24 protein-coding genes are annotated in these 26,957 nt (G+C 61.6%); 9 read left to right on the top strand and 15 right to left on the bottom strand.

Going from position 1 to position 26,957, the window contains the following annotated elements; genetic code table 11:
• Window positions 1-27: 27 nt before the first annotated feature.
• The gene (gene mtnA, locus FOY93_RS06195; protein ID WP_047173405.1) at window positions 28-1,044 is read right to left on the bottom strand and encodes an S-methyl-5-thioribose-1-phosphate isomerase; all 1,017 of its coding nucleotides are present in this window, start codon (window positions 1,042-1,044) and stop codon (window positions 28-30) included.
• Window positions 1,045-1,148: 104 nt separating this feature from the next.
• Between mtnA and mtnK the strand changes: the two genes are divergently transcribed.
• Window positions 1,149-2,348 (top strand): S-methyl-5-thioribose kinase, encoded by a 1,200-nt coding sequence (gene mtnK / locus FOY93_RS06190; RefSeq protein ID WP_143344821.1) that lies wholly within the window; start codon window positions 1,149-1,151, stop codon window positions 2,346-2,348.
• Window positions 2,349-2,400: 52 nt separating this feature from the next.
• Here the strand turns inward: mtnK and FOY93_RS06185 are convergent, their stop codons facing one another.
• The 4 genes from FOY93_RS06185 to FOY93_RS06170 are packed head-to-tail and all read right to left on the bottom strand — an operon-like array spanning window position 2,401 to window position 7,217.
• Window positions 2,401-3,642 carry an LVIVD repeat-containing protein gene (locus FOY93_RS06185; RefSeq protein ID WP_143344820.1) on the bottom strand — a complete coding sequence of 414 codons (1,242 nt, stop codon included), beginning with the start codon at window positions 3,640-3,642 and terminating at the stop codon, window positions 2,401-2,403.
• Window positions 3,639-4,703, bottom strand: a complete 1,065-nt coding sequence (locus FOY93_RS06180) for a sugar ABC transporter substrate-binding protein (RefSeq protein WP_048026943.1) — start codon at window positions 4,701-4,703, stop codon at window positions 3,639-3,641. The genes FOY93_RS06185 and FOY93_RS06180 overlap by 4 nt, the downstream gene beginning before the upstream one ends.
• Window positions 4,704-4,722: 19 nt before the next feature.
• Window positions 4,723-5,718 carry an ABC transporter permease gene (locus tag FOY93_RS06175; RefSeq protein WP_143344819.1) on the bottom strand — a complete coding sequence of 332 codons (996 nt, stop codon included), beginning with the start codon at window positions 5,716-5,718 and terminating at the stop codon, window positions 4,723-4,725.
• On the bottom strand, window positions 5,715-7,217 hold the full coding sequence (locus FOY93_RS06170; protein ID WP_143344818.1) for a sugar ABC transporter ATP-binding protein: 1,503 nt from the start codon (window positions 7,215-7,217) through the stop codon (window positions 5,715-5,717). Before FOY93_RS06170 ends, FOY93_RS06175 begins: the two co-directional genes overlap by 4 nt.
• 158 nt (window positions 7,218-7,375) lie before the next feature.
• On the opposite strand from FOY93_RS06170, the gene FOY93_RS06165 reads away from it, so the two are divergent.
• The 4 genes from FOY93_RS06165 to FOY93_RS06150 all read left to right on the top strand — a co-directional run bounded on the left by FOY93_RS06165 (window position 7,376) and on the right by FOY93_RS06150 (window position 10,130).
• Window positions 7,376-8,464, top strand: a complete 1,089-nt coding sequence (locus FOY93_RS06165; RefSeq protein ID WP_143344817.1) for an oxidoreductase — start codon at window positions 7,376-7,378, stop codon at window positions 8,462-8,464.
• Window positions 8,465-8,521: 57 nt separating this feature from the next.
• Window positions 8,522-9,265, top strand: coding sequence for an SDR family NAD(P)-dependent oxidoreductase (locus tag FOY93_RS06160; RefSeq protein WP_024906989.1), 744 nt, complete (start codon window positions 8,522-8,524; stop codon window positions 9,263-9,265).
• Window positions 9,266-9,448: 183 nt separating this feature from the next.
• Entirely contained in the window at window positions 9,449-9,745 is a 297-nt protein-coding gene (locus FOY93_RS06155; protein WP_143344816.1) for a type II toxin-antitoxin system RelE family toxin, read from the top strand.
• Window positions 9,726-10,130 (top strand): helix-turn-helix domain-containing protein, encoded by a 405-nt coding sequence (locus tag FOY93_RS06150; protein ID WP_127729982.1) that lies wholly within the window; start codon window positions 9,726-9,728, stop codon window positions 10,128-10,130. The genes FOY93_RS06155 and FOY93_RS06150 overlap by 20 nt, the downstream gene beginning before the upstream one ends.
• Here the strand turns inward: FOY93_RS06150 and FOY93_RS06145 are convergent.
• The 7 genes from FOY93_RS06145 to entC form a co-directional block, all read right to left on the bottom strand.
• A complete protein-coding gene (locus tag FOY93_RS06145; RefSeq protein WP_006809671.1) occupies window positions 10,127-10,324 on the bottom strand; it encodes a YbdD/YjiX family protein in 198 nt (65 codons plus the stop codon). The two genes, FOY93_RS06150 and FOY93_RS06145, sit on opposite strands and share 4 nt — an antisense overlap.
• A 60-nt stretch (window positions 10,325-10,384) precedes the next feature.
• Complete coding sequence (gene cstA / locus FOY93_RS06140; protein ID WP_143344815.1) at window positions 10,385-12,490, bottom strand: pyruvate/proton symporter CstA; 2,106 nt, start codon at window positions 12,488-12,490, stop codon at window positions 10,385-10,387.
• Window positions 12,491-12,639: 149 nt separating this feature from the next.
• Window positions 12,640-13,053, bottom strand: coding sequence for a proofreading thioesterase EntH (entH, locus tag FOY93_RS06135; RefSeq protein ID WP_136195332.1), 414 nt, complete (start codon window positions 13,051-13,053; stop codon window positions 12,640-12,642).
• Window positions 13,054-13,809: a 2,3-dihydro-2,3-dihydroxybenzoate dehydrogenase EntA gene (gene entA / locus FOY93_RS06130; RefSeq protein WP_127729975.1), complete on the bottom strand. Its 756-nt coding sequence runs from the start codon at window positions 13,807-13,809 to the stop codon at window positions 13,054-13,056.
• On the bottom strand, window positions 13,809-14,663 hold the full coding sequence (locus tag FOY93_RS06125) for an isochorismatase (RefSeq protein ID WP_133293972.1): 855 nt from the start codon (window positions 14,661-14,663) through the stop codon (window positions 13,809-13,811). The genes entA and FOY93_RS06125 overlap by 1 nt, the downstream gene beginning before the upstream one ends.
• Before the next feature lie 10 nt (window positions 14,664-14,673).
• On the bottom strand, window positions 14,674-16,284 hold the full coding sequence (entE, locus tag FOY93_RS06120; protein WP_143344814.1) for a (2,3-dihydroxybenzoyl)adenylate synthase EntE: 1,611 nt from the start codon (window positions 16,282-16,284) through the stop codon (window positions 14,674-14,676).
• Between the two features lie 9 nt (window positions 16,285-16,293).
• A complete protein-coding gene (entC, locus tag FOY93_RS06115) occupies window positions 16,294-17,469 on the bottom strand; it encodes an isochorismate synthase EntC (protein WP_143344813.1) in 1,176 nt (391 codons plus the stop codon).
• A 188-nt stretch (window positions 17,470-17,657) separates the two neighbouring features.
• Between entC and fepB the strand changes: the two genes are divergently transcribed.
• Window positions 17,658-18,617, top strand: a complete 960-nt coding sequence (gene fepB, locus FOY93_RS06110) for a Fe2+-enterobactin ABC transporter substrate-binding protein (protein WP_143344812.1) — start codon at window positions 17,658-17,660, stop codon at window positions 18,615-18,617.
• A gap of 46 nt (window positions 18,618-18,663) precedes the next feature.
• On the opposite strand, the gene entS is transcribed toward fepB, so the two are convergent.
• Window positions 18,664-19,911 carry an enterobactin transporter EntS gene (gene entS / locus FOY93_RS06105; RefSeq protein ID WP_143344811.1) on the bottom strand — a complete coding sequence of 416 codons (1,248 nt, stop codon included), beginning with the start codon at window positions 19,909-19,911 and terminating at the stop codon, window positions 18,664-18,666.
• A gap of 108 nt (window positions 19,912-20,019) precedes the next feature.
• Between entS and fepD the strand changes: the two genes are divergently transcribed.
• The 3 genes from fepD to fepC are packed head-to-tail and all read left to right on the top strand — an operon-like array spanning window position 20,020 to window position 22,804.
• Window positions 20,020-21,024, top strand: coding sequence for a Fe(3+)-siderophore ABC transporter permease (fepD, locus tag FOY93_RS06100; RefSeq protein WP_143344810.1), 1,005 nt, complete (start codon window positions 20,020-20,022; stop codon window positions 21,022-21,024).
• Complete coding sequence (gene fepG, locus FOY93_RS06095; RefSeq protein WP_127732739.1) at window positions 21,024-22,013, top strand: iron-enterobactin ABC transporter permease; 990 nt, start codon at window positions 21,024-21,026, stop codon at window positions 22,011-22,013. The genes fepD and fepG overlap by 1 nt, the downstream gene beginning before the upstream one ends.
• Window positions 22,010-22,804 (top strand): iron-enterobactin ABC transporter ATP-binding protein, encoded by a 795-nt coding sequence (fepC, locus tag FOY93_RS06090; protein WP_143344809.1) that lies wholly within the window; start codon window positions 22,010-22,012, stop codon window positions 22,802-22,804. The genes fepG and fepC overlap by 4 nt, the downstream gene beginning before the upstream one ends.
• A gap of 82 nt (window positions 22,805-22,886) precedes the next feature.
• Here the strand turns inward: fepC and entF are convergent, their stop codons facing one another.
• Window positions 22,887-26,744 carry an enterobactin non-ribosomal peptide synthetase EntF gene (gene entF, locus FOY93_RS06085; protein WP_143344808.1) on the bottom strand — a complete coding sequence of 1,286 codons (3,858 nt, stop codon included), beginning with the start codon at window positions 26,742-26,744 and terminating at the stop codon, window positions 22,887-22,889.
• The gene (locus FOY93_RS06080) at window positions 26,741-26,953 is read right to left on the bottom strand and encodes an MbtH family protein (RefSeq protein WP_133293965.1); all 213 of its coding nucleotides are present in this window, start codon (window positions 26,951-26,953) and stop codon (window positions 26,741-26,743) included. The genes entF and FOY93_RS06080 overlap by 4 nt, the downstream gene beginning before the upstream one ends.
• Window positions 26,954-26,957: the final 4 nt, after the last annotated feature.

The following is a 26,957-nucleotide window of genomic DNA, read 5'->3' as shown; positions in this document are numbered from 1 at the left end:
AGGGAGCCCCTTAAAGGATAGCCGGACTCAGGCAAATTTCCCTTCCGCAACCTCTTCCGGCGTGACCACGCCCGTATCCAGCACCCAGCCGCTAATCAGCGAGGCTGGCGTAACGTCAAACGCCGGGTTGTAGACCTGCGCGTTTTCCGGCGCCCACTGAACCGCGCCAAAGCTTCCGGCGACGCCCGTCACCTCGCTGGCGGCACGCTGCTCAATCGGGATCGCGTCGCCGTTCGGGCATTCCGGGTCGAGGGTCGTTTGCGGCGCGGCCACATAGAACGGAATGCCGTGGAATTTTGCCAGCACCGCCAGGGAGTAGGTGCCGATTTTGTTCGCCACGTCGCCGTTAGCCGCAATGCGGTCTGCGCCCACCCACACGGCGTCTACCTGCCCTTTCGCCATCAGGCTGGCGGCCATGGAATCGGTAATCAGCTGATACGGCACACCCAGCTCGCCAAGCTCCCACGCGGTCAATCTACCGCCCTGCAGCAGCGGGCGGGTTTCATCGACCCAGACGTTGCTGACGTTGCCTTCCTGGTGCGCGCGAGCAATGACCCCAAGCGCCGTACCGACCCCCGCCGTTGCCAGTCCGCCGGTGTTGCAGTGGGTCAGCAGGCGGCTGCCGGGCTTCACCAGCGCGCTGCCCGCTTTCGCAATGGCATCACAGAGTCGTTTATCTTCATCAATCAGGCGCAGCGCCTCCGACACCAGCGCCGGAACATACTCTTCCTGCCACAGCGCAATCTTCATGCGGTCGAGATTGTTCATCAGGTTCACCGCCGTCGGGCGGGACGCGCGCAGGGTTTCCAGCGCAATCGCCAGCTCGTCACGGTTTTTGCCGTTTTCCGCCAGCAGCGCCAGCAGCAGGCTTGCAGAGAGACCAATCAGCGGCGCGCCGCGCACGCGCAGGGCGTGGATATGCCCAACCAGCGCCTCTACGGTCGAGGCATCCAGCCAGCGTTTCTCCTGCGGGAGGGCCTGCTGGTCGAGAATAAAGAGCTGATTATTCGCCACCCGCAGGCTGGTCGTCTGTAATGTCTGCATGTCGTTAATTCCCTGTTGCGTTGTTGTAGCACATTGTGTCAGGATGAAATCCAGATGTATAGACGTCTACATGTCTTAATTTAAAAACTCGTGAGGAGCAGGCCATGTCGCAATACCGTACCTTTACCGCTCAGGATGCCGTGGAGTATGCCAGGCAGTTTGGCGGACTTGACGATCCTTCATCGCTGGTAGAGGCGCAGGAGATTGGCGACGGCAACCTCAATCTGGTCTTTAAAATTTTCGACAGCGCGGGCGTGAGCCGCATCGTCGTTAAGCAGGCGCTACCCTACGTGCGCTGCGTCGGCGAGTCCTGGCCGCTGACGCTGGACCGCGCCCGTCTGGAGGCGCAAACCCTGGTCGAGCACTACCGGCACAGCCCGCAGCACACCGTGAAAATCCACCACTTCGATCCGGAGCTGGCAGTGATGGTGATGGAAGATCTCTCCAGCCATCGCATCTGGCGCGGCGAGCTGATCAAAAATAATTATTACCCGCTGGCGGCGCGTCAGCTGGGTGAATACCTCGCGCACGCGCTGTTCTACACCAGCGATTTCTACCTGCACCCGCACGAGAAGAAAGCGCAGGTGGCGAAATTCATCAACCCGGAGATGTGCGAGATCACCGAAGATCTGTTCTTCAACGATCCGTACCAGATCCACGAGCGCAACAGCTACCCGGCCGAGCTGGAAAATGACGTCGCGGCGCTGCGCAACGACGCTCAGCTGAAAATGGCCGTGGCCTCCCTGAAGCACCGCTTCTTCTCGCACGCCGAAGCGCTCCTGCACGGCGATATTCACAGCGGGTCGATTTTTGTGGCGGACGGCAGCCTGAAGGCCATCGACGCCGAGTTTGGCTACTTTGGCCCGATTGGCTTTGACGTCGGTACCGCCATCGGCAACCTGCTGCTGAACTTCTGCGGCCTGCCGGGGCATCTGGGCATTCGCGATGCCGCCGCCGCGCGCGAGCAGCGCCTGACCGATATTCAGGAGCTGTGGAACACCTTCGCGGAACGCTTCCAGGCGCTGGCACACGAGAAAACGCGCGACGCCGCGCTCGGCGCGCCGGGTTACGCCTCCGCGTTCCTGAAAAAAGTCTGGCATGACGCCATCGGCTTCTGCGGCACCGAACTCGTTCGCCGCAGCGTCGGGCTTTCCCACGTCGCGGATATCGACACCATTCAGGACGAGGCCATGCGACACGAATGCCTGCGCCACGCGATAACGCTCGGTAAAGCGCTGATTGTGATTGCCGACCGCATCGACAGTGCGGAAGATCTGGTGGCGCGGGTGCGGCAGTATAGTTGATTTTCTCCCTCTCCCTGCGGGAGAGGGCCGGGGTGAGGGCATCAAACTGCGCTTACCCCAAATACTCAATCACCGACAGCCCGCCGTTATAGTCCGTGCTGTAGATAATTCCCTGCGCATCCACAAACACATCACACGACTGGATCACCTGCGGGCGATTCGGTCGAGTATCCATCATTTTCTCCGGTGCCGCAGGCACCAGCGCACCGGTTTCAACCGGTCGATACGGATTGGAAATGTCATACGCGCGCACGCCCGCGTTCTGATACGTCGCAAAAATCAGCGTCGAGCTGACGAAGCTCCCCGGCCGGTTCTCGTGCAGGTTGTGCGGCCCGAAATGCGCCCCTTTCGCCACGTAGTCGATTTCATCCGGCTGGGGGAAGGTAGAAATACTGACCGGATTCGACGGCTCGCGGATATCAAACAGCCAGATCAGCTTCTCGCCGTCTTCCTGGTTATCGAGCACCGCTTCGTCCAGCACCACCAGCAGATCGCGGTCGGGCAGCGGCAGCGCGGTGTGCGTGCCGCCGCCAAACGGCGGGCTCCAGTTACGGTGGCTAATGAGCTTAGGACGGGTACGATCCTTCACGTCCAGCAGCGTCAGGCCGCCGTCGCGCCAGCTGCCGTACGCGGTATCGCCGGCAATAATCGCATGGTGGAGCGCGTAGCGTTTCCCTTCCGGCCAGTTCGGCTGTTCACCTTCAGCCTGGTTCATCCCCGGCAGCCACCAGCGCCCTGCCACCTCAGGCTTACGCGGGTCGGCCAGGTCGATCGTCAAAAAGATGTAGTCGGTAAAGCCGTCGATCAGCGCCGACACGTACGCCCAGCGTCCGCCGACGTACCAGATGCGGTGGATGCCGATACCGCTCAGCGACAGAAAACCGATTTCGCGCGGCCTGTCCGGCGTGGAGATATCAAACACGCGCAGCCCGGCGCTCCAGCCTTTGTCCTGCACGTCGCGGACAGTCTCGCCCACCTGCCGGGTGTAGTAGACCTTCTCGTCGGCAAAGCGGGCATCGGCAAACAGATCCCGGGCGTTGATGACCAGCAGCAGGTCATCATGCGCCTGCAGATGCACGTTCCAGGTGCCGGGCGGCGCGGGCACGTAGCCTGCCGCTTTCGGGTTTTTCGGGTCGCGCACGTCGACAATCGAAAAGCCCTGCGACACCATATGGCCGATATAGGCGAAACCGCGATGCACCATCAGCTGCACGCCGTCCGGGCGCCCCCCCTGATCGCTATGGCCAATCAGCCGCATATTGCGGCTGTATTCGGGCGTAGGGAGCTCGCTCATTTATTTTTCGCTTCCAGCGTCGCAAACCACGGCGCGATAAAATCTTCCGTCTGGCCCCAGCCCGGAATGATTTTGCCCAGCGACGCCACGTTCACCGCGCCCGGCTGGGCGGTCAGCAGCGCCTGAGGAATGGCGGCTGCCTTAAAATCGTAGGTCGCTGGCGTCGCTTCCCCGGCAATCTTGTTCGCCACCAGACGCACGTTGGTCGCGCCAATCAGCTTCGGATCCACCGCCACGCTCACCTTCCACGGGCTGCCCGGCTCGCGCATCAGCTGCAGATCCTGGTTAGAGATGTCGATGCTGTAGAGCTTAATCTCGGTGCGGCCGTTCTCTTTCAGCGCCTTATACGCGCCCTGGCTGAAGGCGTCCCAGGTTCCCCAGATGGCATCGATTTTGCCTTTCGGGTATTTCGCGAGGATTGCACCCACCTTGTTGGCGGTGTCGCCCTGCACGTCGGAAGAGACCGCACCGATAGACTCCAGCTCTTTAATGTCCGGATACTGTTTTTGCAGCTCTTTATAGGCCGCCTGGCGACGCTCCATCGGCGGGAAGCCCGCCACCCACAGCTTGACGATATTGGCCTTGCCGTTGAAATCTTTCGCCAGCTGGCCGAAGGAGAGGTTCGTCAGGGAGGCATCATCCTGCTGGGTAACGGTCACGCCCGGGATCTCGCCGTTGACGGCGGTATCAAATACCGCGACCTTAATCCCGGCGTCCACCGCCTTCTTCACCAGCGCGGTGGAGTACGGATCGCGGCCCTGAGACAGGATAATCCCGTCGTACTTCTGGCTGATGGCCTGGTTCACGAAGTCCTGGAATTTGGCGTCGTCCCCGTTGCTTAAAAAGGTGCTGACCTTAAAGCCAAGCTTCTTCCCTTCCTGAATGGCCCCGGCAATAAACTGTGTGGTGTTGTCGTCTGAGCCGAGGTTACGGATCACCGCGATGCGGATCGGGCCGTCATGGTTGGCAATGGCCGCCGGAAGCGGTGCAGGCGTGGCCGCGAAGCCAGGCAGAGCGGTGAATAACCCTAATGCCACCAAAGAGAGTGCAATCTTTTTCATTTTTTATCCCGTTGTGTTGTCAGCGTTTTTGTATGTAGGTAATCGCCAGCGCTACCGCGAGCACCAGCCCTTTTATAATGTCCATGGCGTAATACGGCACGGAGAGCATCACCAGCCCGTTCGACAGCACGCCGAGAATAACCGCCCCGACCAGGGTCCCCAGCGCGTTCGGCTTGCCGGACCCGGCCAGCGAGAAGCCAATCCACGCCGCCGCCACCGCATCCATCAGATATCCGCCGCCTGCGTTCACCTGCGACGAGCCAATGCGCGAGGCCAGCAAAATCCCGCCCAGGCCCGCCAGCAGCGAGGCAATCACGTAGGCCGCCACCTTGTAGCGGGTGGTGCGAATGCCGGAGAGACGCGCCGCTTCCGGGTTACCGCCAATGGCGTACATCCGGCGTCCATGAGTGGTGAGCGACAGCCCCAGCTGTGCCAGCACGGTCACCACCAGCATGACGATCACGATGGTCGGCACCTGTCCCAGCAGGCTGAACGTCGCCGGAATAGTCCCTTCCGCCATATCGCCGCTCGGCAGCACCATGTTTTCGGTAATCGACCCGCCGTAGCTGTAGGTCATCGCCACGCCCTGGATCACAAACAGGCTGGCCAGCGTCGCGAGCATGTCCGGAATGCGCAGGATGACGATCAGAAAGGCGTTAAACAGCCCCACCAGCGTGCAGAGCGCGAGGGTAATCAGAATCGACTCGGTGGTGCCGAAGCCGTGCCAGACGAAAAGGGAAATCACCAGCGCGTTCGCCAGCGACGCGGTAGACCCCACGGAGAGATCGAATCCGCCGATGGTCAGCGAGATCGACACGCCAATGGCAATCACCGTCACGATGGCAATCGAGCGCAGAATGTTGATGATGTTGTTCGGATCGAGGAAGCTGTCCGACGCCAGGCCAAAGACGGCCACCAGCGCGACGACGGTCAGCAACATGCCCCACCTGTAGAGAAAATCGAAAATCTGCTGACGGCCAGACGCCGTCGCGTTTACTGAAAGGACCTTGCTCACGACGCCGTTCCTCCGGTTGAATAATAAAGTAATGTCTCTTCACGGGCCTCGGTCCCGGCGATTTCCGCCACGATGCGCCCGTCCCACAGCACGCAGATGCGGTCGCACAGCCCGACCAGCTCGGCAAATTCGCCGGAGGCGTAAATTACCCCTTTGCCCTCGCGCGCCAGGCCGTCAATCAGCTGGAAAAGATCGGTTTTGGCCTTCACGTCCACGCCTTTGGTCGGCTCGTCGAAGATCAGCACGCTCGCGTCATTGCGCAGCCACTTGCCGATAGCCACCTTCTGCTGGTTACCGCCGGAGAGACGTCGCAAAACCTGCCCGGGACCGCGGGCGCGAACGCCGACGCGGGCGATCACCTCCTCCGCCCAGCGCCACGCCTGACGATGACCGAACACGCTCCAGCGCGAGAAGCTGTTATCGGCGCACACGGCAAGGTTCATGCTTACCGGCTCGTCGATAAAAATACCCTCTTTGCGCCGCTCTTCCGGCACCAGCGCCAGCCCGCGCAGCACCGAGTCCGCCGGGTCGCGCGGCTGCCAGGGCTGTTGATTCAGCTCACCGCGCGCCACGCGGCTTTTGCTGGCGCCAAACAGCGCCTTACAGAGTTCGGTTTTTCCCGCCCCCGCCAGCCCGGCAATACCAAGAATTTCGCCCTTGCGCAGGTGCAGGGAGATATCTTTCAGCAGCGCGTCGTCGTGCAGACCTTCTACCCGCAGGAGCGTCTCTTCGCCGTGCGGTGGCCGCGCGGGCGGATAGATATCGCTCAGCACGTGGCCGAGCATCTTCTCGACGATCGCTTCTCCGCTAAGATCGGCCATCGGTCCGGACTCAATCAGCTTGCCGTCGCGCAGCACCGTCAGGGTGTCGCAGATGGCCTTCAGCTCGTGAATGCGGTGGGAGATAAACACCACGCCGATGCCCTGCTGCTTTAAGCGTCTGACTACCGCAAACAGGCGCTCGCTCTCGTGCGCGTCCAGCGGCGCGGTGGGCTCATCAAGAATCAAAAAACGGCAGTGGTGGGATAGCGCCCGCGCCAGCAAAATCTGCTGCTTTTCGGCAAGCGTGCAGCTGTCGATGGAACGGCGTACGTCCAGAGAAACATCCAGCTGCGCCAGCGCCTGTCTCGCCTGCTGACGGATCGCGCGCCAGCTGAAGCGATGCCCCGGCTGCGCCAGCTGGTCGAGCATGATGTTCTCGGCGATGCTTAACCCCGGGATCAGGGCCACGTCCACTTCCTGCTGCACAAGGTGGATCCCCAGCCGTTTGGCATCGAGCGGTTCGCGGATGTTTACCGGCTGGTTGTTAATGCTGATCTCGCCCTCATAGTGGTCGTGCGTCCCGCACAGCACCGCCATCAGCGTCGATTTTCCCGCGCCGTTGGCGCCGGTCAGCGCGTGTACGGAGCCGCCGGATAAGGTGAAATTCACGCGCGACAGCGCCTGAAAGCCGGAAAAGGCCAGGCTGATACCGCGCATTTCAAGGCGACTGGAAACCATCCGCGTAAATCCTTCATTACTCTTCTGATTTATCGAATTTTTCACAGCTCCGGTTGACTGACAACGACGGAAAAGGCATAAGTTAAAGCGAAATATTATTAGCCATCCGGATGTCCAGACATAACATCGGGTTAGCGCTTCCCAAAAAGGACACCATCATGAGCAACACCGATATCCGCGTCGTGCCTGGCCCGGCGAACTACTTCTCTCATTCCGGAAGCCTTGCGCATCTGAATGACTTCTTTACCCCTGAACAGCTTTCCCGCGCGGTGTGGATCTACGGCGAGCGCGCGATCGAAGGCGCGCGCCCTTTCCTGCCGGAGAGCTTTAATGCGCCGGGGGCGAAACACCTGCTGTTTAAAGGCCACTGCAGCGAGCGCGACGTCACCGATCTGGTGAATGAATCCGGCAGCGACGCCAGCGTGGTGATTGGCGTTGGCGGCGGCGCGGTGCTCGATGCCGTCAAGGCCGTGGCGCGCCGCTTAGGAGTGCCGTTCGTGGGCATCCCCACTATTGCCGCCACCTGCGCGGCGTGGACCCCGCTCTCCGTCTGGTACAACGATGCCGGTCAGGCGCTGCATTTTGAGATCTTCGACGACGCCAACTTCCTGGTGCTGGTGGAGCCGCAGATCGTCCTTAACGCCCCGGCGGAGTATCTGCTGGCGGGCATCGGCGATACGCTGGCGAAGTGGTACGAAGCGGTAGTGCTCGCCCCGCAGCCTGAAAAGCTGCCGCTGACCGTGCGGCTGGGCATCAACGGCGCGCTGGCTATCCGCGACGTGCTGCTGGAGCACAGTGAGGAAGCCCTGGCTGACCAGCAGCGCGGTGAACAGACGCAGGCGTTCCGGGACGTGGTGGATGCGATTATTGCAGGCGGCGGGATGGTCGGCGGTCTGGGCGAACGCTATACCCGCGTGGCGGCGGCGCATGCGGTGCACAACGGTTTGACCGTGCTGCCGCAGACGGAAAAATACCTCCACGGCACCAAGGTGGCCTACGGCATTCTGGTGCAGAGCGCCCTGCTCGGCCAGGACGACGTGCTGGCACAGCTGGTCTCGGCGTATCGGCGTTTTAACCTGCCGACCACGCTTCGCGCGCTGGAGGTCGATATTAACAGCCGAGAGGAGCTGGATAAGGTGATTGCCCACACCCTGCGTCCGGTGGAGTCAATTCATTATCTGCCGGTGACGTTAACGCCCGACGTTCTGCGCGCGGCGTTTGAGAAGGTGGAATACTTCAGCCGTTAATCTCCCTGACCGTCTATACCTAATGATGATTCTTACCACTCTCGTAACGAGGTCATCATGCAGATCGATTTAACAGGTAAAAAGGCGCTGGTTACCGGTGCCAGCCGCGGGTTGGGTCGGGCTATTGCACTGTCGCTGGCGCGCGCCGGTGCGGATGTGATTATTACGTATGAAAAATCTGCCGATAAAGCCCAGGCGGTCGCCGATGAGATTAAGGCGCTGGGACGACACAGCGAAGCCGTGCAGGCCGACAGCGCCAGCGCGCAGGCGATTCAGGATGCCGTCACCCATGCGGCACGTTCCCTTGGCGGGCTGGACATTCTGGTCAACAACGCGGGTATCGCGCGCGGCGGCCCGCTGGAGTCCATGACCCTGGCGGACATTGACGCGCTCATCAACGTCAACATTCGCGGCGTGGTGATCGCCATTCAGGAAGCGCTGGTGCACATGTCTGACGGCGGGCGCATTATCAACATCGGCAGCTGTCTGGCTAACCGCGTGGCGATGCCGGGTATTGCCGTTTACTCGATGACCAAGTCTGCCCTAAACTCCCTCACCCGCGGCCTGGCGCGCGATCTGGGGCCGCGCGGTATTACCGTTAACCTTGTCCACCCCGGCCCCACCAACAGCGATATGAATCCGGAAGACGGCGAACAGGCGGAGGCCCAGCGCCAGATGATCGCCGTCGGCCACTACGGCCAGCCGGAAGACATCGCGGCGGCGGTCACGTTTCTTGCCAGCCCAGCCGCCGGGCAGATCTCCGGTACCGGCCTGGATGTGGACGGCGGGTTGAACGCCTGATCGCACCTTTTCTGCAAGCCTCTGCTGCCCGGCAGAGGCCTTCTCGAGCCGCCTCGACGGTTTGCGTTTTGCCTCTTACCTGTATTTTTTCTCCGCTCTACAGTACCCCATAAGAAATTCGGAATTTATCTAATAGTCTTATTATTTCCTTATATTTTGTGTGGGCGTACAGTGGAGGTACGGATGAAGATTGTCTGGTCAAAGAATGCAAAGAAAGAGTTTTCCAAAATCGATGGCCGATATCAGCGAAGAATCAAAGCAAAACTTGCTGAGCTGGACGATCGCTCAGCTCCCCGGCCCGATATCAAAAAAATATCGGCAACAGAAAATAATTTTCGGCTACGCGTTGGCGATTACCGCACTCTGATTACACTTCGGGACGATCCCGATAACCATTGTTATGTTTTGGCCGTCAAGCGCAGAACATCAACGACCTACCTTCACGAGGAGAAAGCCCCCTATGGCTGTTCAGCTAATTAAGGACGATGACGGAAAAGCGCAGTACGTCGTTATTCCCTATGATGAATACTTTCGTATGTGCTTACAGATGGCAGAAATTGACGACGAAACCGATGATGATCTAGAGGATATTGAAGTCGAACACGATTGTTATGATGACGTAGGATTACCTGGTGAAGTATGCGACGTCATGCATAACGAGAACGTCAGCCTGCAGGCCGCGTGGCGTATCCTGCGCGGGCTATCCCAGCAGGAGGTGGCGGAGAAACTCGGCATCAGCCAGTCCGCCGTGTCACAGCTGGAAGCGCTGGACTCCCGTCCGCAAAAGCGCACCCGCGAAAAGCTGGCGGCGATCTACGGCTGTAAGCAGGAGCAGATCAGCCTCTATTTACCGAAAGAGGGTTAACAGCACTTCGCTCCGCCCTTGCCGCCGTAGCGGGCATCCTGGCGGTCGCGGAAAAATTCTTCGTAGGTCATGGGCGTCTGGTCCGGATGGTTGACGCGCATATGCTCGACGTAGTTGTCGTAGTCCGGCACGCCAATCATCATTTTTGCGGCCTGGCCCAGGTACTTACCGGCTTTGGAAAGGGTGTCGAACATAGTTCTGATCTCACAGGGAATGTAGGCCGGGTAAGGCGAAGCCGCCACCCGGCACACGGGTTAATGCGCCCCTTTCGCCTGGGTCACAATCTCTTCCAGGTTTTCAGGCATTGGCTCATACGGCGTCTCTTTCGCCGTTGGCGCGTCGACTTTCAACGCCGCCAGCGCGGTCCTGAGAGAATACAACGCCAGCACCACGACCACCACCATAAAGAAGATGGTTAGCCCGGCGTCCAGACGGTTGTTAAACACCAGCTGCGACAGCTGTGATTCGGTGTACTGTGCCGGGATCTTGCCGCTGTCGATCATCGTCTGGAACTTGTTGGCAATCGCCAGGAAGCCCACCTTATTATCCGGGCTGAAGGCTTTCTGCCAGCCCGCCGTCAGGGTACAGATAAGCAGCCACGCGGTTGGCACCAGCGCCACCCAGGCGTAACGCTGGCGCTTCATCTTGAACAGCACCACCGCGCAGAGCATCAGCGCCATGCCCGCCAGCATCTGGTTGGCGATACCGAACAGCGGCCACAGGGTGTTAATCCCGCCCAGCGGATCGACCACGCCCTGATGCAGGAAATACCCCCACGCCAGCACGCACAGCGCTGTCGCCAGCAGGTTAGCCGGGAGCGAATCGGTCCGCTTCAGGTTCGGGGAGATGACGCCCAGCAGATCCTGCAGCATAAAGCGCGCCGCACGGGTTCCCGCATCCACCGCCGTCAGGATAAACAGCGCTTCAAACAGGATAGCGAAGTGATACCAGAACGACACGTCCATCAGCCCGCCCAGCGCGCCGTGAAGAATATACGCCATGCCGACCGCCAGCGTCGGCGCGCCGCCTGCACGGGAGATAATCGACTGCTCGCCCACTTCGCTGGCGATGCTCGTCAACGTATCAGGGGTAATCGCAAAGCCCCAGCCGCTCACCACCTGCGCGGCAGACGCTACCACGTCAACGGTGCCGGCCGGGGCCAGGACCGCCATCGGGCTGTTCATTGCGAAATACACGCCCGGGTCGATAATGCAGGCGGAGACCAGCGCCATAATGGCCACGAAGGACTCCATCAGCATACCGCCGTAGCCGATCAGGCAGGCCTGATTTTCATTCGCCAGCATCTTCGGCGTGGTACCGGAGGCAATCAGCGCGTGGAAGCCCGACACCGCACCGCAGGCGATGGTGATAAACAGGAACGGGAAGAGATTGCCGGTCCAGACCGGGCCGGTACCGTCGATGAATTTGGTTAATGCCGGCATGGTCAGGGTCGGACGCATAATCAGAATGCCGATCGCCAGCCCGACAATAGTGCCGATTTTCAGGAACGTTGAGAGATAGTCACGCGGCGCCAGCAGCAGCCATACCGGCAGCACCGCCGCCACAAAGCCATAGCCCACCAGCATCCAGGTCAGCTGTACGCCGGTAAAGTCGAAGAACGGCGCCCAGGTCGGGCTTTCCGCCACCCAGCCGCCGGAGATAATGGCGAACACCAGAAACACCAGGCCAATCACCGACACTTCACCAATCCGACCCGGACGCAGGTAGCGGATGTAGATCCCCATGAACAGCGCCAGCGGAATGGTAAAGGCAACGGTATACGTTCCCCACGGGCTGTGGGTCAGCGCTTTCACCACGATCATCGCCAGCACCGCGAGGATGATCACCATGATCATAAAGGTCGCCACCAGCGCAATCACCCCGGCGGTTGCCCCCATCTCCTCTTTCACCAGCTCACCCAGCGAACGTCCGTCGCGGCGGGTAGAGACGAACAGCACCATAAAGTCCTGCACCGCGCCTGCCAGCACCACGCCCGCCAGGATCCAGATCATCCCCGGCAGGTAGCCCATTTGCGCCGCCAGCACCGGCCCCACCAGCGGGCCTGCCCCGGCAATCGCCGCAAAATGGTGACCGAACAGCACTTTCTTATCGGTCGGCACGTAGTCCAGACCGTCGTTATGGCGAACGGCAGGCGTCATGCGCGTTGCGTCAACGCCCAGGACGTTCTTCGCGATATAGCGGCCATAAAAACGATAGGCGATCAGGTAAACGCAGACCGAGGCGACGACGATCCAGAGCGCATTGATCTGTTCCCCCCGGTTGAGGGCGATATAGCCCAGGGCAAAGGCTCCCACAACGGAGAGCCCTGCCCATGTAAGGTATTTCCCTGAGTTGTTCATAGTTGTTGTCCGTTGTTGTGAAACAGTGAGATGTTACATTTTGTTTCTAGAACAACCGGAAAAATTTAACAACTTTGAAACGCAATAATGCGTGGTCAAACCAGAGATTTACACCACAGTGTTAAGCCGATCACTTTGATCTGCCTGGGCTAGCCCAGCACCATCGTACTCAACCGGCAGGTGCAGCACCGCCGCCCCTGCTCGTCGAAGACCACAATCTCCCAGCTCTGGCTCGAACGCCCAAGATGCAGCGGCTGACACACGCCGCGAACCTTGCCGTGGGAAACTGCCCGATGATGCGTGGCGTTCAGCTCCGTTCCCACCACGCTCTGCCCGTCGCGGGTCATCAGAAATCCGGCCATTGAGCCGAGCGTTTCCGCCAGCGCCGCCGAGGCACCGCCGTGGAGCAGGCCAAACGGCTGATGGGTTCGTGCATCCACCGGCATCTCCGCTTCCAGCGTGTCATCCCCGAGGCGGGTATAGACGATGCCCAGGTTCGCCACCAGGGTATTCACGCTGGTGGCGTTCAGTTCTTCAAGCGATAAATGACGTTTCCAGATCATTTATGCCCCCAGCGTGGAGCCGCCGTCCACCACGATATCCTGCAGGGTGATGTGGCTGGCGGCATCGGAGGCAAGGAACAGCACGGTCGCAGCTATCTCCTGCGGGCGGGCAATTTTGCCCAGCGGAATGCCGAGCTTAAACTGCTCGCCGAAGCCGCGGATGCGCTGCTGTTCCGCATCGTCGCTTTTCCACAGGGTGCGCTGCATATCGGTGTCCGTTGAGCCCGGCGACACCAGATTGCAGCGCACGCCGCTGCCCGCCAGCTCCAGCCCGACGGTCAGGGCCAGGCTTTTCAGCGCCGCTTTCGATGCGCCGTAGGCGCTCATGCCGATGCGCGGCGCGTGCGCCGCGTCGGACGCCACGGTGACCATCGCCCCGCCCTGCTGGCGGCGAAACTGGCCCATCGTCTGCTGGAAAAGGTTGAACGCTCCGCCGACGTTGACCGCGAAGGTATGCTGCCAGTCCTCCTGCGAGAGCTGGTCCGTCGCCCCCATGCGCAGAATGCCCGCGGCGTTGACCAGCACGTCCAGCCGTTCGAGCGAAGCCAGCGCGCGCCCGCAAACCTCATGTACCTGTGCGGCATCCGCCACGTCCAGCGTTTCGGTGGCAAACGGATAGTCATCCTGCGGGAAGGCCAGATCGAACCCGGTCACCTGTGCGCCTGCTTCGGCAAACGCCAGTGCGGTCGCGTAGCCAATCCCCTTCCCCGCGCCCGTCACCCAGACGGTTTTGCCGGTAAAATCGAATCCCGCCATTACTTCACCTCGCGGGAAAGCAGCGCCCACCAGGCGTCGAGAGTGGGATTTTTTGCCAGCATCACGAAGTCGATATCGCCGTGCACTTTGCGCCAGCGGGCGGCCAGCGCCATCATGCGCACTGAATCCAGGCCGTAGTCGATCAGGTTTTCGTCATCCATCGGCTCGTCGGACTCGTCCAGCAGCGGAAGGATCAGCTCGCGCAGCGCGGCTTTCGAGGCCGGAACGGACGGCAGCAGCTCGTCGGTCATCACCACGCGGCCAGAACGCCCGGCCACGTAGTTCAGGGACATCAGGTGCTCGTCACGGGTGAAATCTGCCAGCGCGTCGGCAATAAAGAACGGCTTAATGTCGCGCATAAAGGCGTCGGTGGCGGTGGTCATGCAGCCGATGTGAGCGTACACGCCGGTAATTAGCAGCTGGTTGCGGCCCGTCTCTTTCAGCATCTGCTCCAGCGGCGAGCGGTGAAACGCGCTGTAGCGCCACTTCACCAGCACCGTGTCCGCTTCGTCCGGGGTCAGCTCAGCGACGATGCGCTGCTGCTCCGGCGAGCGGGTCAGGCCAGGCCCCCACATGTCGTTCAGCAGGGCGCGGTCTTCATCGCTTTGCTCTTTTGGCTGCGCGGTGTAGTAAACCGGGATATTGTGTTCTTTGCAGTATGCGCGCAGTTTAGCGATGTTCGCTACTACCTGCTGCATCATCGCGCTATTTTCGCCCCAGAAGTTCAGGAAATACTCCTGCATATCGTGGATCAGCAGCGCCGCGCGCTCGGGCTCAAACGCCCAGTTCACCTTGTTGGTCGGCAACTCTGCGGCGGTTGGCAGCGCGTAAGCGGTTAATTTTGGAATGGCCATACTCTGTTCCTCAGCCCCGGGCGCGTTCAGCAAGCCACAGGCGCAACTGTTTCTTATCGACTTTGCCGACCGGCGTCAGCGGGAGCGCATCCACGCTCTCCACGCGGTCCGGCAGCTTGAATTCGGCAACGCCCTGCTCGCGCAGGAAGCGACGCACCTCGACCGCGCGCAGGGGCTGTTTCACCACCAGATACGCGCAGCTCTTCTCGCCCAGCAGGCTGTCCTCCATGCTCACCAGAGCGGCGTGGATCACCGACTCATGGCGCAGCAGCAGGTTCTCGATCTCTTCGGCGGCGATCTTCTCCCCGCCGCGGTTGATCTGATCTTTCTCTCGACCCTGCACGGTGATATAGCCCTGCTCGTCGATGGCGATCAGATCCCCGGAGCAATAAAAGCCGTCGGCGTCAAAGGCGCTGGCATTGTGTTCCGGGCTGTTGAAATAACCGCGGAAGGTATACGGCCCCCGCGTCATCAGGCGTCCGACTTCCCCGCGCGGCAGCGGGTTGCCGTGCTCGTCGGCCACCCACACTTCGTCGTCCGGGCACATCGGGCGGCCCTGGGTGTTGATGATGCGCTCCGGCGCGTCGTCGAGCGCGGTGTAGTTCACCAGCCCTTCCGCCATGCCGAACACCTGCTGAAGCTGGCAGCCGATTTCAAGCGGAATGCGCGCCGCGAGCGTGGCGGAGAGGCGCGCGCCGCCCACCTGCAACAGCTTCAGAGAGTTGAGCTGCGCGCTGCCCGCGCCGTCGGCAATCGCCTGCAGCCAGAGGCTCACCGCCGGCGGAACCAGCGAGGTGACGTTAATCTGATGCCGTTCAATCAGCGGGAAGCAGAGCGTAGCGCTCGGATCGTTCGCCAGCACCACGCAGCCGCCCGCGGTGAAGACGCCCAGCGATCCCGGCGAGCTCATGGCGTAGTTATGCGCGGCGGGGAGCGCATTCAGGTAACGGGTTTCGGCGGTAATGCCGCAGATCTCGTTGCTGCGGCGGATGCTGTAGTCGTAGTCGTTGTGCGTCCGCGGGATCAGCTTCGGCGTGCCGGTGCTGCCGCCGGAGAGCTGGAAGAAGGCCACTTCGTCGGCGGGCGTCGGGTTCGGGATGAAGTTGTCGGCCGGACGGGCCATCGCCGCTTCCAGGGCATGTTCACCCTTATCGCCGCGCAGGAGCACGACGCGTACCGAACGGTGTTCATCCACGAAAGCGTTGAGGAAGTCATCGCCCGCAAACAGCGCATGGTCGCGATCGGCGATCAGCACGGCGGGTTTGATCTGCGCCGCGTAGGCGTTCAGCTCGCTGCGCTGGTGGCTAAAGAGCGCGTTAACCGGCGCGACGCCGATTTGCAGCAGCGCGAAGAAGGTGATGTGGAACTCGGCCACGTTGCCAAGCTGCACCAGCGCGGTCTCGCCGCGATGCAGCCCACGCCCCTGAAGGGCTGAGGCCAGGTTGTTTACGGCCTGATTCAGCGCGCGGTAGGTGATGTGCCGCTCGCCGTCAATTATCGCCACGGCATCGCTGTCCGCGCGATCCGTCAGGATGTGGGTCAACGGCAGATCCTGCCAGTAGCCTTTTTCACGGTAGCGGCGGGCAAATGCCTCAGGCCAGCGGGTAAAGGGAATGGTCATGAGTCTTCCTTAGTGCAAACCAAATACGTTGAGCATGGTGGAGAGCTTCACGCCCGTTTCGCGCCACTCGCCCACCGGCGAGGAGGCAGGCACAATGCCCGCGCCGGCAAACAGGCGAACGGTATTTTTATGCAGACGCGCGCAGCGGATGGTCACCACCCACTCGCCGTTGCCTTCGCTGTCGCACCAGCCGACGATGCCGCCGAACAGCTCGCGGTCGAACGGCTCTAGCTCGGCAATCAGCTCTTTTGCCGCCTGATGCGGGAAGCCGCTCAGCGCCGGGGTCGGGTGCAGCAGGCAGGCCAGGGTCAGGGCGTTTTCGTTTTCACGCGCCTCGCCTTCTACCGGCGTCGCCAGATGCCACAGCGTGGGCGTGGTAATCAACTGAGGAGAATCTGGCATGCTGAGATGGTGGCTGCGCGGTGCCAGAATAGCCTTCATCGCCTGGGTCACGAGGTCGTGCTCGTGCCGATCCTTTTCAGAGGCCAGCAGCTTATTGCCCGCTTCGCGATCTAATACATCATCGGGCTGACGACGCGCCGAGCCTGCCAGCGGCAGCGAACTAAAGTGCGCGCCCTCTTTGCGCAGCAGCAGTTCAGGGCTGGCGCCGAGGAGCACGCCGCCGTCTTCCAGCGGCACGTGGAAGTTGAAGCTCGCCGGGTTCTGGGCGATCAGGCGCTCCATCAGAGCACCGCTGTCCATGTTTTTGTCGGTCGCGATATCAATCAGGCGCGACAGCACCACCTTGTTCACCTGCGGCGTGGCGGTGAGCGACGCGGCGCGAGCCACCATCTCTTCGAAAACGGGCTGCGGCGGGATCTCGGTGCGTTGTTCCACCTTCAGTGCCTGCGAGCCGGAAAAATAGCGTGCAGACTGCTGACGTGCCGGACGGGAAAAGGTCTGCCAGCGTTGGGGAATAAACAGAGAGGACGGCTTGCGGGTATCGAACGGGATAGCACCTACCATCACCGGATGAGCGATACCGCTGGCTTTCGCATTCAGGAAGGCCTGGGCTAATTTTTGCTGGAAGCGACCCGCCGGATCGTCACCGCCAACTGCGGGTTCACTGAAGCGGGCAAAGCAGCCGGACGTAGTAAAGCTGCGGTAAGGCGACATAAAGAAAAAACGGTCTGATTCCAGCGTGGTTGCGGCGTGCTGAACTTCCTCAGCCAGGGACGTATCCATATCATCCTCCTTAAAATGATAAAAGAAGCAATAATGATTATCATTTATATTTTCGTCGGCTAACCTAATCCCACATCGCTCCGCTGTCAACCGTCGGGCAAATAACTTGTGCGACAAAAGCTTGCATCCAGATGCTGCAACCATGAAAATGAGAAGCATTATCCTCAACAAAAACAGGATCCCGCGCTGTGAAATTCCCTGCCATTTTCCGTAATCCCCTGCTTTTATTGGCACTTTTTGTTTTAGGACTTACCTCAGCCGCTGCCGCCGACTGGCCGCGTCAGGTGACTGACAGCCGCGGCGTTCACACGCTAGAGAGCAAACCGACGCGCATTGTCTCTACCAGCGTGACCTTAACCGGCTCCCTGCTGGCGATTGACGCCCCGGTCGTCGCCAGCGGCGCGACCACGCCGAACAACCGCGTTGCCGATGCGCAGGGCTTTTTGCGCCAGTGGGGCGATATTGCGAAACAGCGTCAGGTTGCGCGGATGTATATTGGCGAACCGAGCGCTGAAGCGGTCGCCGCACAAATGCCGGATCTGATTTTGATCAGCGCCACCGGCGGTGATTCCGCGCTGGCACTGTACGATCAGCTCTCCGCCATTGCGCCGACGCTTATCATCAACTACGACGACAAGAGCTGGCAGGCACTGCTGACGCAACTGGGCACCATCACCGGGCAGGAAAAACAGGCCGAAGAGCGCATTGCCGCGTTTGATAAACAGCTCGCGCAGGTGAAACAGCAGATGAAGCTGCCGCCGGAGCCGGTGAACGCCATCGTCTACACCGCCGCCGCGCACAGCGCCAACCTGTGGACCGCAGAATCGGCGCAGGGCAAGCTGCTGCAACAGCTGGGCTTTACGCTGGCGGACCTGCCCGCCGGTTTGCAGACCTCAACAAGCCAGGGCAAGCGGCACGATATTATCCAGCTGGGCGGTGAAAACCTGGCAACGGGACTGAACGGCGAAGGGCTGTTCGTGTTTGCCGGCGACCAGAAAGATGTGGATGCGATTTACGCCAACCCGCTGCTTGCGCATCTGCCGTCGGTGAAAAACAAACGGGTTTGGGCATTGGGAACCGAGACGTTCCGCCTGGATTATTACAGCGCGATGCTGGTGTTAGACAGATTGAATACATTGTTTAAGTAGGCATTTTCCCACCCTCTCCCTGTGGGAGAGGGCCAGGGTGAGAGCATCAGGCCACACCGTCGTTCAACACAACCTCCTGCCTGAACCGCCGCAATTTCACCAACGCCACTAACAAAATCACGCCAACCATCGCTAACGCAAACCCGCTGCTGCTCGCCGACGCCGCCGGGGTCATTATCGCCCCCAGCCCGCCGAGGATCGCCGCGCCAATCGCATCGCCCGTGACGTTCTGCGCCGTCCACAGGCCGTTGATGCGCCCGAGCATCCCTTCCGGCGTCTGGGTCTGGATCAGGGTGTACTGCAGCAGCGAACTGATGGCGCTCAGCCAGCCGAAAATCACCAGGCACAACACCCCGAGCGCCCACGCCGGCATCAGGCTAAAGAAGCCGATGGCGATAAACGACGCCAGAGTGGCAAGCAGCATAATCAGCCCCGGACGCGCGCTCTGCGCCAGGTTGCCGCTGGTCAGCGCCCCGCACGCCGCGCCGAGCGGAATAGCCGCGTAGAGAATGCCAATCTCCGAGGCGCTCATCTGCCACTCTCCCGCTAATGCCGGATACAGCACGCGCACGGCGCTCGCCATGGTCAGCAGGCCGCCGAGCAGCGCAATGCCGCCAATCAGCGGGTTGCTGAACAGGAAACGAATCGCGGCCATCAGCGATTTCAGGGGATGCTCGCGCGGCTGCGGCGGAGGCGGCAGCCGCGGCAGGCGCAGCAGCGTCAGCGTGGTGATAAAGGTCCCTGCCGCCGCCAGCCCGTAGTTCCACGCCACGTTGCCGGTCGCCAGCAGCAGGCCGCCCACCATCGGTGAAATCACCGAGCCGAGGCGCACGGTGAGCATGGTGATCGCCCCCGCCTGCATCAGATTTTCTCGCCCGACCAGCGCGGGCGTGGCCGCCAGCAGCGCCGTCACGCCCAGCGAGGCGAAAAAGCCGTCCCACAGCCCCAGGGCATAAATGGCGATCAGCGACGGCTCAGGCAGCATGGCGTTCAGACACAGCCCGATAAAGCCCACGCCGCAGGTGCCGCGCGCCAGCAGGATCAGCTTCTTGCGCTCGTAGCGGTCCGCCAGCACGCCGCCAACCATCAGGCCGATAAACATCGCCCCGCCGGTTAAGGTAACCGATAACCCCACCAGCCAGCTGGAGTGCGTCATGGTCTGGATCTGGACCGGCACGGCCACGCCGAGCAGGCCGAGGGATAAAATGGAGATAAAGCGAGCGATAAACACGGCGCGATAGGCCGGGTGCGTTTTGAGCAGGCTGAGGTTAAGCAGCCAGGATTTTTGATTCATGACAAAGCCTTGAGTGTAATTCTACCCATTCCATGGGTGCACATGCTAACATAGCCAAATAAGATAGATAACGATAATCACTATCATTATCAAATCATGGATGTTGCTATGTCGTTTTCCTCTTCTTCGGTGCGCGCCATTGCCGTGCCCGTTTTATTGCTGCTGTTGATCCTTGCGACTGCACTCAGCCTGCTGGTCGGCGCGAAGCCGCTTCCCGCGTCCGTCATCGTTGATGCACTTACTGGCACCTGCCAAAGCGCTGACTGCACTATCGTGCTCGACGCCCGGCTGCCCCGCACCCTTGCCGGGCTGCTGGCCGGTGGCGCGCTCGGCCTTGCCGGTTCCCTGATGCAAACCCTCACCCGCAATCCGCTGGCGGACCCCGGCATTCTCGGCGTTAACTCTGGCGCCAGCTTTGCCATCGTCCTCGGCGCGGCGCTGTTTGGGTTTACTTCTCCCTCTGAACAGCTGGCGATGGCTTTCTGCGGCGCGCTGGCCGCCTCGCTGCTAGTGGCGTTTACCGGCAGCCAGGGCGGCGGCCAGCTGAGTCCGGTACGCCTGACGCTGGCGGGCGTGGCGCTCGCGGCGGTGCTGGAAGGCTTATCTAACGGCATCGCCCTGCTCAACCCGGACGTCTACGATCAGCTGCGCTTCTGGCAGGCCGGCTCGCTGGATATCCGCACCATTGAAACCCTGAAAGTGGTGGCGTTCCCGGTCATTATTGCTGCCGCCGTGGCGCTGTTTTTAAGCCGGGCGCTGAACAGCCTGAGCCTCGGCAGCGACACCGCTACCGCTCTAGGCAACCGCGTCGCGCGCACGCAGCTGATTGGCCTGCTGGCCATCACCGTCCTGTGCGGCAGCGCGACCGCCGTGGTCGGCCCGATTGCCTTTATCGGCCTGATGATGCCGCACATGTCGCGCTGGCTGATGGGGACGGATCACCGCTGGTCGCTGCCGGTCACGCTGCTGGCGACGCCTGCGCTGCTGCTGTTTGCCGACGTGCTGGGTCGCCTGCTGGTGCCGGGCGAACTGCGCGTCTCGGTGGTCAGCGCCTTTATCGGCGCGCCGGTGCTGATCTTCCTGGTACGACGTAGACGCGGAGGTGGCGCATGATGGCCCCGTCCCGTCGTTTACTCACCAGCGTCTCGCTGCTAAGTATCCTCATTCTGCTGCTGGCGGTCTGGAGCCTGCGCAGCGGCGCGGTGACGCTCGATTTTTCTCAGGTGCTTAACGCCCTGCTCGGCAGCGCGCCGCGCAATATCACCATGGTTGTCACCGAATGGCGCCTGCCGCGCGTGGCGATGGCGATTCTCGTAGGTGCGGCGCTCGGCGTCAGCGGTGCGATATTCCAGTCGCTGATGCGCAACCCGCTCGGTAGCCCGGACGTGATGGGACTCAACACCGGGGCCTGGAGCGGCGTGCTGGTAGCGATGGTGCTGTTCGGTCAGCACCTGACGGCCATTACCTTTACGGCAATGGCGGGCGGCATTCTGACGTCGCTGGTTATCTGGCTATTGGCCTGGCGCAACGGCATCGACACCTTCCGGCTGATTATTATCGGTATCGGCGTACGTGCGATGCTGATGGCCTTCAATACCTGGCTGCTGCTGCAGGCCTCGCTGGAAACGGCGCTTTCCGCCGGGCTGTGGTACGCAGGTTCCCTTAACGGCCTGACGTGGGGCAAAACCTGGCCCGCCGCGCCGCTGATTGTGCTGATGTTTATCGGCGCGCTGCTGCTGGTTCGCCGCATGCGGCTGCTGGAAATGGGCGACGACAGCGCCTGCGCGCTGGGCGTGAGTGTCGAGCGCTCGCGCCTGATGCTGATGCTGGTCGCCGTACTGCTGACCGCAGCCTCTACGGCGATCGCCGGGCCAATCTCGTTTATCGCCCTCGTGGCACCGCATATCGCGCGACGTCTTAGCGGGACGGCGCGCTGGGGATTAACCCAGGCGGCGCTGTGCGGCGCGCTGCTGCTGCTGGCCGCCGATCTCTGTGCCCAGCAGCTGTTTATGCCTTATCAGCTGCCGGTGGGCGTAGTGACCGTCAGCCTCGGCGGGATTTACCTCATCGTCTTGCTCGTTCAGGAGTCACGCAAGAAATGACAGACACAACCACCCGCTTGCGCGGCGAACATCTCACCCTCGGCTACGGCAAAAAAATCATTGCCCGAGACTTAACCGTTGCCATTCCGGACGGCCACTTCACCGCGATTATCGGCCCGAACGGCTGCGGCAAATCGACCCTGCTGCGCACGCTGAGCCGACTGATGACGCCCGTGGAGGGCAGCGTATTCCTCGACGGGGAGCAGATCCAGCGCTTCGCCAGCAAAGAGGTGGCACGCCGCATCGGGCTGCTGGCCCAAAACGCCACCACGCCGGGGGACATCACGGTGCAGGAGCTGGTCTCTCGCGGGCGCTACCCGCACCAGCCGCTGTTTACCCGCTGGCGTAAAGAGGACGACGAGGCGGTGAACCGCGCGATGCAGGCGACGGGGATCGCCGATCTCGCCCGGCAGAGCGTGGACACCCTCTCCGGCGGCCAGCGTCAGCGAGCGTGGATTGCGATGGTGCTGGCGCAGGAGACGTCGATCATGCTGCTGGACGAGCCGACAACGTGGCTGGACATCAGCCATCAGATTGACCTGCTGGAGCTGCTGAGCGAGCTGAACCGCACGCAGGGGTACACCCTGGCGGCGGTACTGCACGATTTAAACCAGGCATGCCGCTACGCCACGCACCTGATTGCCTTGCGGGACGGTGAGATTGTGGCCCAGGGTGCGCCGAAAGAGATTGTCACGCCGGAGCTTATAGAGCGGATCTACGGCATGCGCTGCATGATAATCGACGATCCGGTGGCGGGTACGCCGCTGGTGGTGCCGTTAGGTCGGCGGTAATAGCCGAGTGGCGGCTACGCCTTACCCGGCCTACATTTAGCTCCCGTAGGCCCGGTAAGCGCAGCGCCACCGGGGATTTGCACTATCCTAAAATTTCCTTCAGTACCGGCCCAATCTTTTCAAACGCCTGTGGTGAAATGATATCCACGTGGGCGCAGTCCTGGCTGTAGACCTCCAGCTCGCCCACCCACGGCACCCAGGCCGTATGCGGATCCATCGTTCGCGTACGTTCGGCAACAAACAGCGTCGCTTTACCGTCAAAGCGTGAACTGTGCGCCGTGGTGAGCAACCGCACCGCATCGGCGTAGTTGCCCTCAATGGCGTTAAACAGCTCGCTGGAGCCCTGCCCCTGCTGGGCGGCGATAAACGCATGACGCTCGCGTTCGATCTCCGCCAGCACCGCCGGGTCGAGACCGTTAGCCTCTTTTTCCGCCCAGTTCTGGGTTTCCGGCGGCCAGGTATCCAGCAGGCCGAGGAACGACACCTCTTCACCCTGCTCGCGCAGGCGGGCCGCAATACCCTGCGCCAGCGTGCCGCCGAGGGAATAACCGAACAGGTAATACGGCCCCTGCGGCTGCTGCTTACGCAACGTGTTCAGATGATGTTCGATCACCCCATTGAGATCCGCGCACTGCTGCATCGGGCCGTCCGGGCGCGGCGACTGAATGCCGACGATTGACCAGCGCGGGCTGAGATAGCGCGCCAGGACGCTAAACTGCCAGGCGAAGCCGGACGCCGGATGGAAGCAGAACAGCGTCGGGCCATCGCTCTCACGCAGCGGCAGAAGCGTTTCAAACCCCAGACGCTGCGCCTGCTCGTCGCTCATCGCCGAATCCAACAGCGCGCTAAGCTTGCTCACCGTGGAGGCGACCATAATTTGCCCCGGCGTCACCTTGCGGTTGAACGTGCGGCTAAGCTTCGCCGCTAGACGCATGGCCAGCAGCGAGTGGCCGCCGAGGGCAAAGAAATCCGCCTCGATGTCATTGATCTCGCAGCCCAGCAGCGCGGTAAAAGCCCGCGCGACGGCGATTTCGGTTTCGCTTTCCGGCGCCCGCCCGGAGGTATTGCGGGTCAGTTCCGGCAGCGGCAGCGCCTTGCGGTCAAGCTTGCCGTTGGCGCTCAGCGGCAGCGCGCTGATTTGCAGCAGCACAACCGGCACCATATGCGGCGGCAACTGGGCTTTGAGTGATTCCAGCAGCGCGTCACGATCCAGCGGTAAACCGGATCCAGAAACCACGTACCCCACCAGCTGACGGGCATCGCCACCCGTTGCAGCCGCCTGGTTGAAGACGCAGGCGTGCGCCACGGACTGGGCCACGTCCGGCAGCGACAGCATCGCCCGGTCGATTTCGCCCAGCTCAATGCGCTGACCGCGAATTTTTAGCTGATCGTCGCTGCGGCCGAGATATTCCACCGCGCCGTTATCCAGCCAGCGGGCAACGTCGCCGGTGCGGTACATGCGCTCGCCGGGAGCGAACGGGTCAGCAATAAAGCGGCTGGCGGTGAGGTCCGGACGGCCCAGATACCCCTGCGCCAGCTGAATACCGGTGAGATAAAGATCCCCCGCCACGCCGAACGGCACCGGGCGCATCATGGCATCCAGAATGCGCAGGCCCGTGTTCCACACCGGGAAGCCGATCGGCACGCTGTTGCCTGCAACTGCCGCCAGCTCAGGGCCATACGCCGGATACCAGCTGACGTCTACCGCCGCTTCCGTCGGGCCATAGAGGTTGTGCAGCGGCACGTGGGTCAGCTGTTCCCACTCGCGGCACAGTTCCGTCGGCAGCGCTTCGCCGCTACAGAACACCTGCTTAAGCGTTTTGCAGCAGTCGACGTTTTCCGGCGTCAGTGAGGCAACAAACGCCGCCAGCATCGACGGCACGAAGTGGGTGGTGGTCACGCCGTAGTGGGCGAAGAAGCTCTGCATCGCCTGCGGATCGCGGTGCGCGTCCGGCTCGGCCATCACCAGCTTCGCCCCGGCGATAAACGGCCACCAGAACTCCCACACCGACACGTCAAAGCTGCACGGCGTTTTCTGCGCCACCACGTCGCTCGCGTTCAGAGGGTAGCGATCCTGCATCCACTTCAGGCGGTTGACGATAGCGGTATGGCCGACCATGACCCCTTTCGGACGCCCGGTCGAACCGGAGGTAAAGATGATATACGCCGTCTGCTCCGGCTTCGCCAGCCGCAGCGGCTCAGCACCCGCGGTCGGTAATAGCGTGTTGTAACTAAACGTCTCGACGGAGAGATCGCTAAAGCGCGGAAGCTGTTCGTCAGTGGTAATGAGCAGCGACGGCTTCGCGTCCTCGAGCATCATCCGCAGGCGATCGTCCGGGTAGCCGGTGTCGAGCGGCAGCCACGCGGCGCCCGCCTCCACAATGCCGTGCAGTGCTAACGTCAGGAATACCGAACGCGGCAGGGCCACCGCCACGCTGTCGCCCGGCTTCACGCCGCGCTCGCGCAGCTGGTTTGCCAGCGCAACGACCTGCTCGCGCATCTGGCTATAGTTCAGCTCATTATGCGCATCCGCCAGCGCCGGGGCGTCCGGCGTTTTGCTCGCTTGTTCCGCCACCAGATCCGCGAGCGTGGTGGACGGCAGCGCCAGTCCGGTATCGTTGATGCGCGCAAGCTGCGCGTATTCCTGTTCAGAAACGGTTTCCACTTCACCACAGCGCAGGTCCGGGTTGGCCGCAAACTGAATCAGCATCGCGTTCAGGCGAGCGACGTGACGCTTCAGCGTCGCTTCATCGTAACGCTGCTTATTGGCGAGGATCTCAATGCTTAATCCGCCCTGCTCGTCCGGGAACAACGCCAGCTCCAGATCGTTCACCGGTCCGGTCGCCAGCGTGTGGGTGATGGCCTCCACGCCGTCGATATCAAGCTGATAATCAAACACCTTAACGTTCAGCACGGGACCAAACAGCGCTTCATCGCCCGCCGCTTTCCCGCTGTCTCGCACGATCTGCTCGGCGTCGTAGCGCTGGTGGCGGCGCATTTTTTTCAGCTGGTTCGCCAGGCGCAGCGCCAGCGCGGGCAGGCTCTCCTGCGCATTGATATTAACCGCCAGCGGCAGGACGTTAAGCACTGGGCCGGTCGCGGTCAGCGCGGCAGACCCCATGCGGCGCATAAAGATAAACCCGGCAGCGTAGTCCAGGCGTCCGGTAAGACGGCCCAGCCACAGCGCCACCAGCGCAAGCGCCAGTTCAGTACGCTGCGTCTGCACTGCCGACTGCGCAAACTGGCTAAAGGCGCGACCGTCGGCGTCAACCTTCAGGCGAAGAATATCGGTCGTGGCGGCGCGGCCCGGCAGCGGCGCGGAAGAGAGCGAGACCGGCGAAGGCAGCTGTTTGCGCTGCTCGGCCCAGAACGCGCCGTCGCGCCGGTACGCCTCGCTGTCGCGATAGCGCTGGTACTCGTCCACCACCTCTGCAAATGGGGTAAACGGGGATTCCGGCGTGGGTTCGCCCTTTTTCCACGCGGCATAAATTGCGGCGATCTGGCGGGTAATGGCCGGGAAGCTGAAGCCATCCACTACCAGATGATGATAGCGCTGATACCAGTACCAGTGGTTTTCACCGACCTGAATCAGCTGGTGAAACGCCAGCGGCTGGCCGCTGTCGACGCGCAGGTTCTGGTTAAGATCGGATTCCATGAGCGCCACGGCGGCGGCGTGGGAATCAACGCGAACAACGGGCGGTTCCGGCAGAATGAAGGTGTCATCCACCCACTGCCACACCTCACCGTTTTCTTCCGCAAAGCGCATGCGCAGGGTATCGGCCTGCATCATGCCTGCGGCAATGGCTTTTGCCAGCAGTGGCGCATCAATATCGCCTTTCAGCTCGGTGTAGTGCGCCACGCTCCAGGCGTTTGGCAGCGTGGACAGCTGTTCCGCCATCCAGATACCCGGCTGGGCAGCGACGAGAGGAAGACGGTTCATGCGTTCTCCCCCGCAAAGTGAGACGGCTCAAGCGTTTGCCAGTGTTCCGCCAGCCACTGCTGGCACGCCTCCTGAAACTGTGCTTCGCACACCACGCGCCACCCTGCCGGCAGTTCGCACTGCTGCGGCCACAGGCTGTACTGCCCCTGGTCATTTTGCAAAATAGCGAACTGTCCCTGCGGATTATCGAAAGGATTGCTGAATTCCATACAG

The sequence above is a fragment of the Enterobacter sp. 18A13 genome (assembly GCF_007035975.1).
Lineage (GTDB): Bacteria > Pseudomonadota > Gammaproteobacteria > Enterobacterales > Enterobacteriaceae > Enterobacter > Enterobacter vonholyi.
Note: the sequence above shows the minus strand (reverse complement) of the source record. Positions and strands in the feature narration are given on the sequence as shown.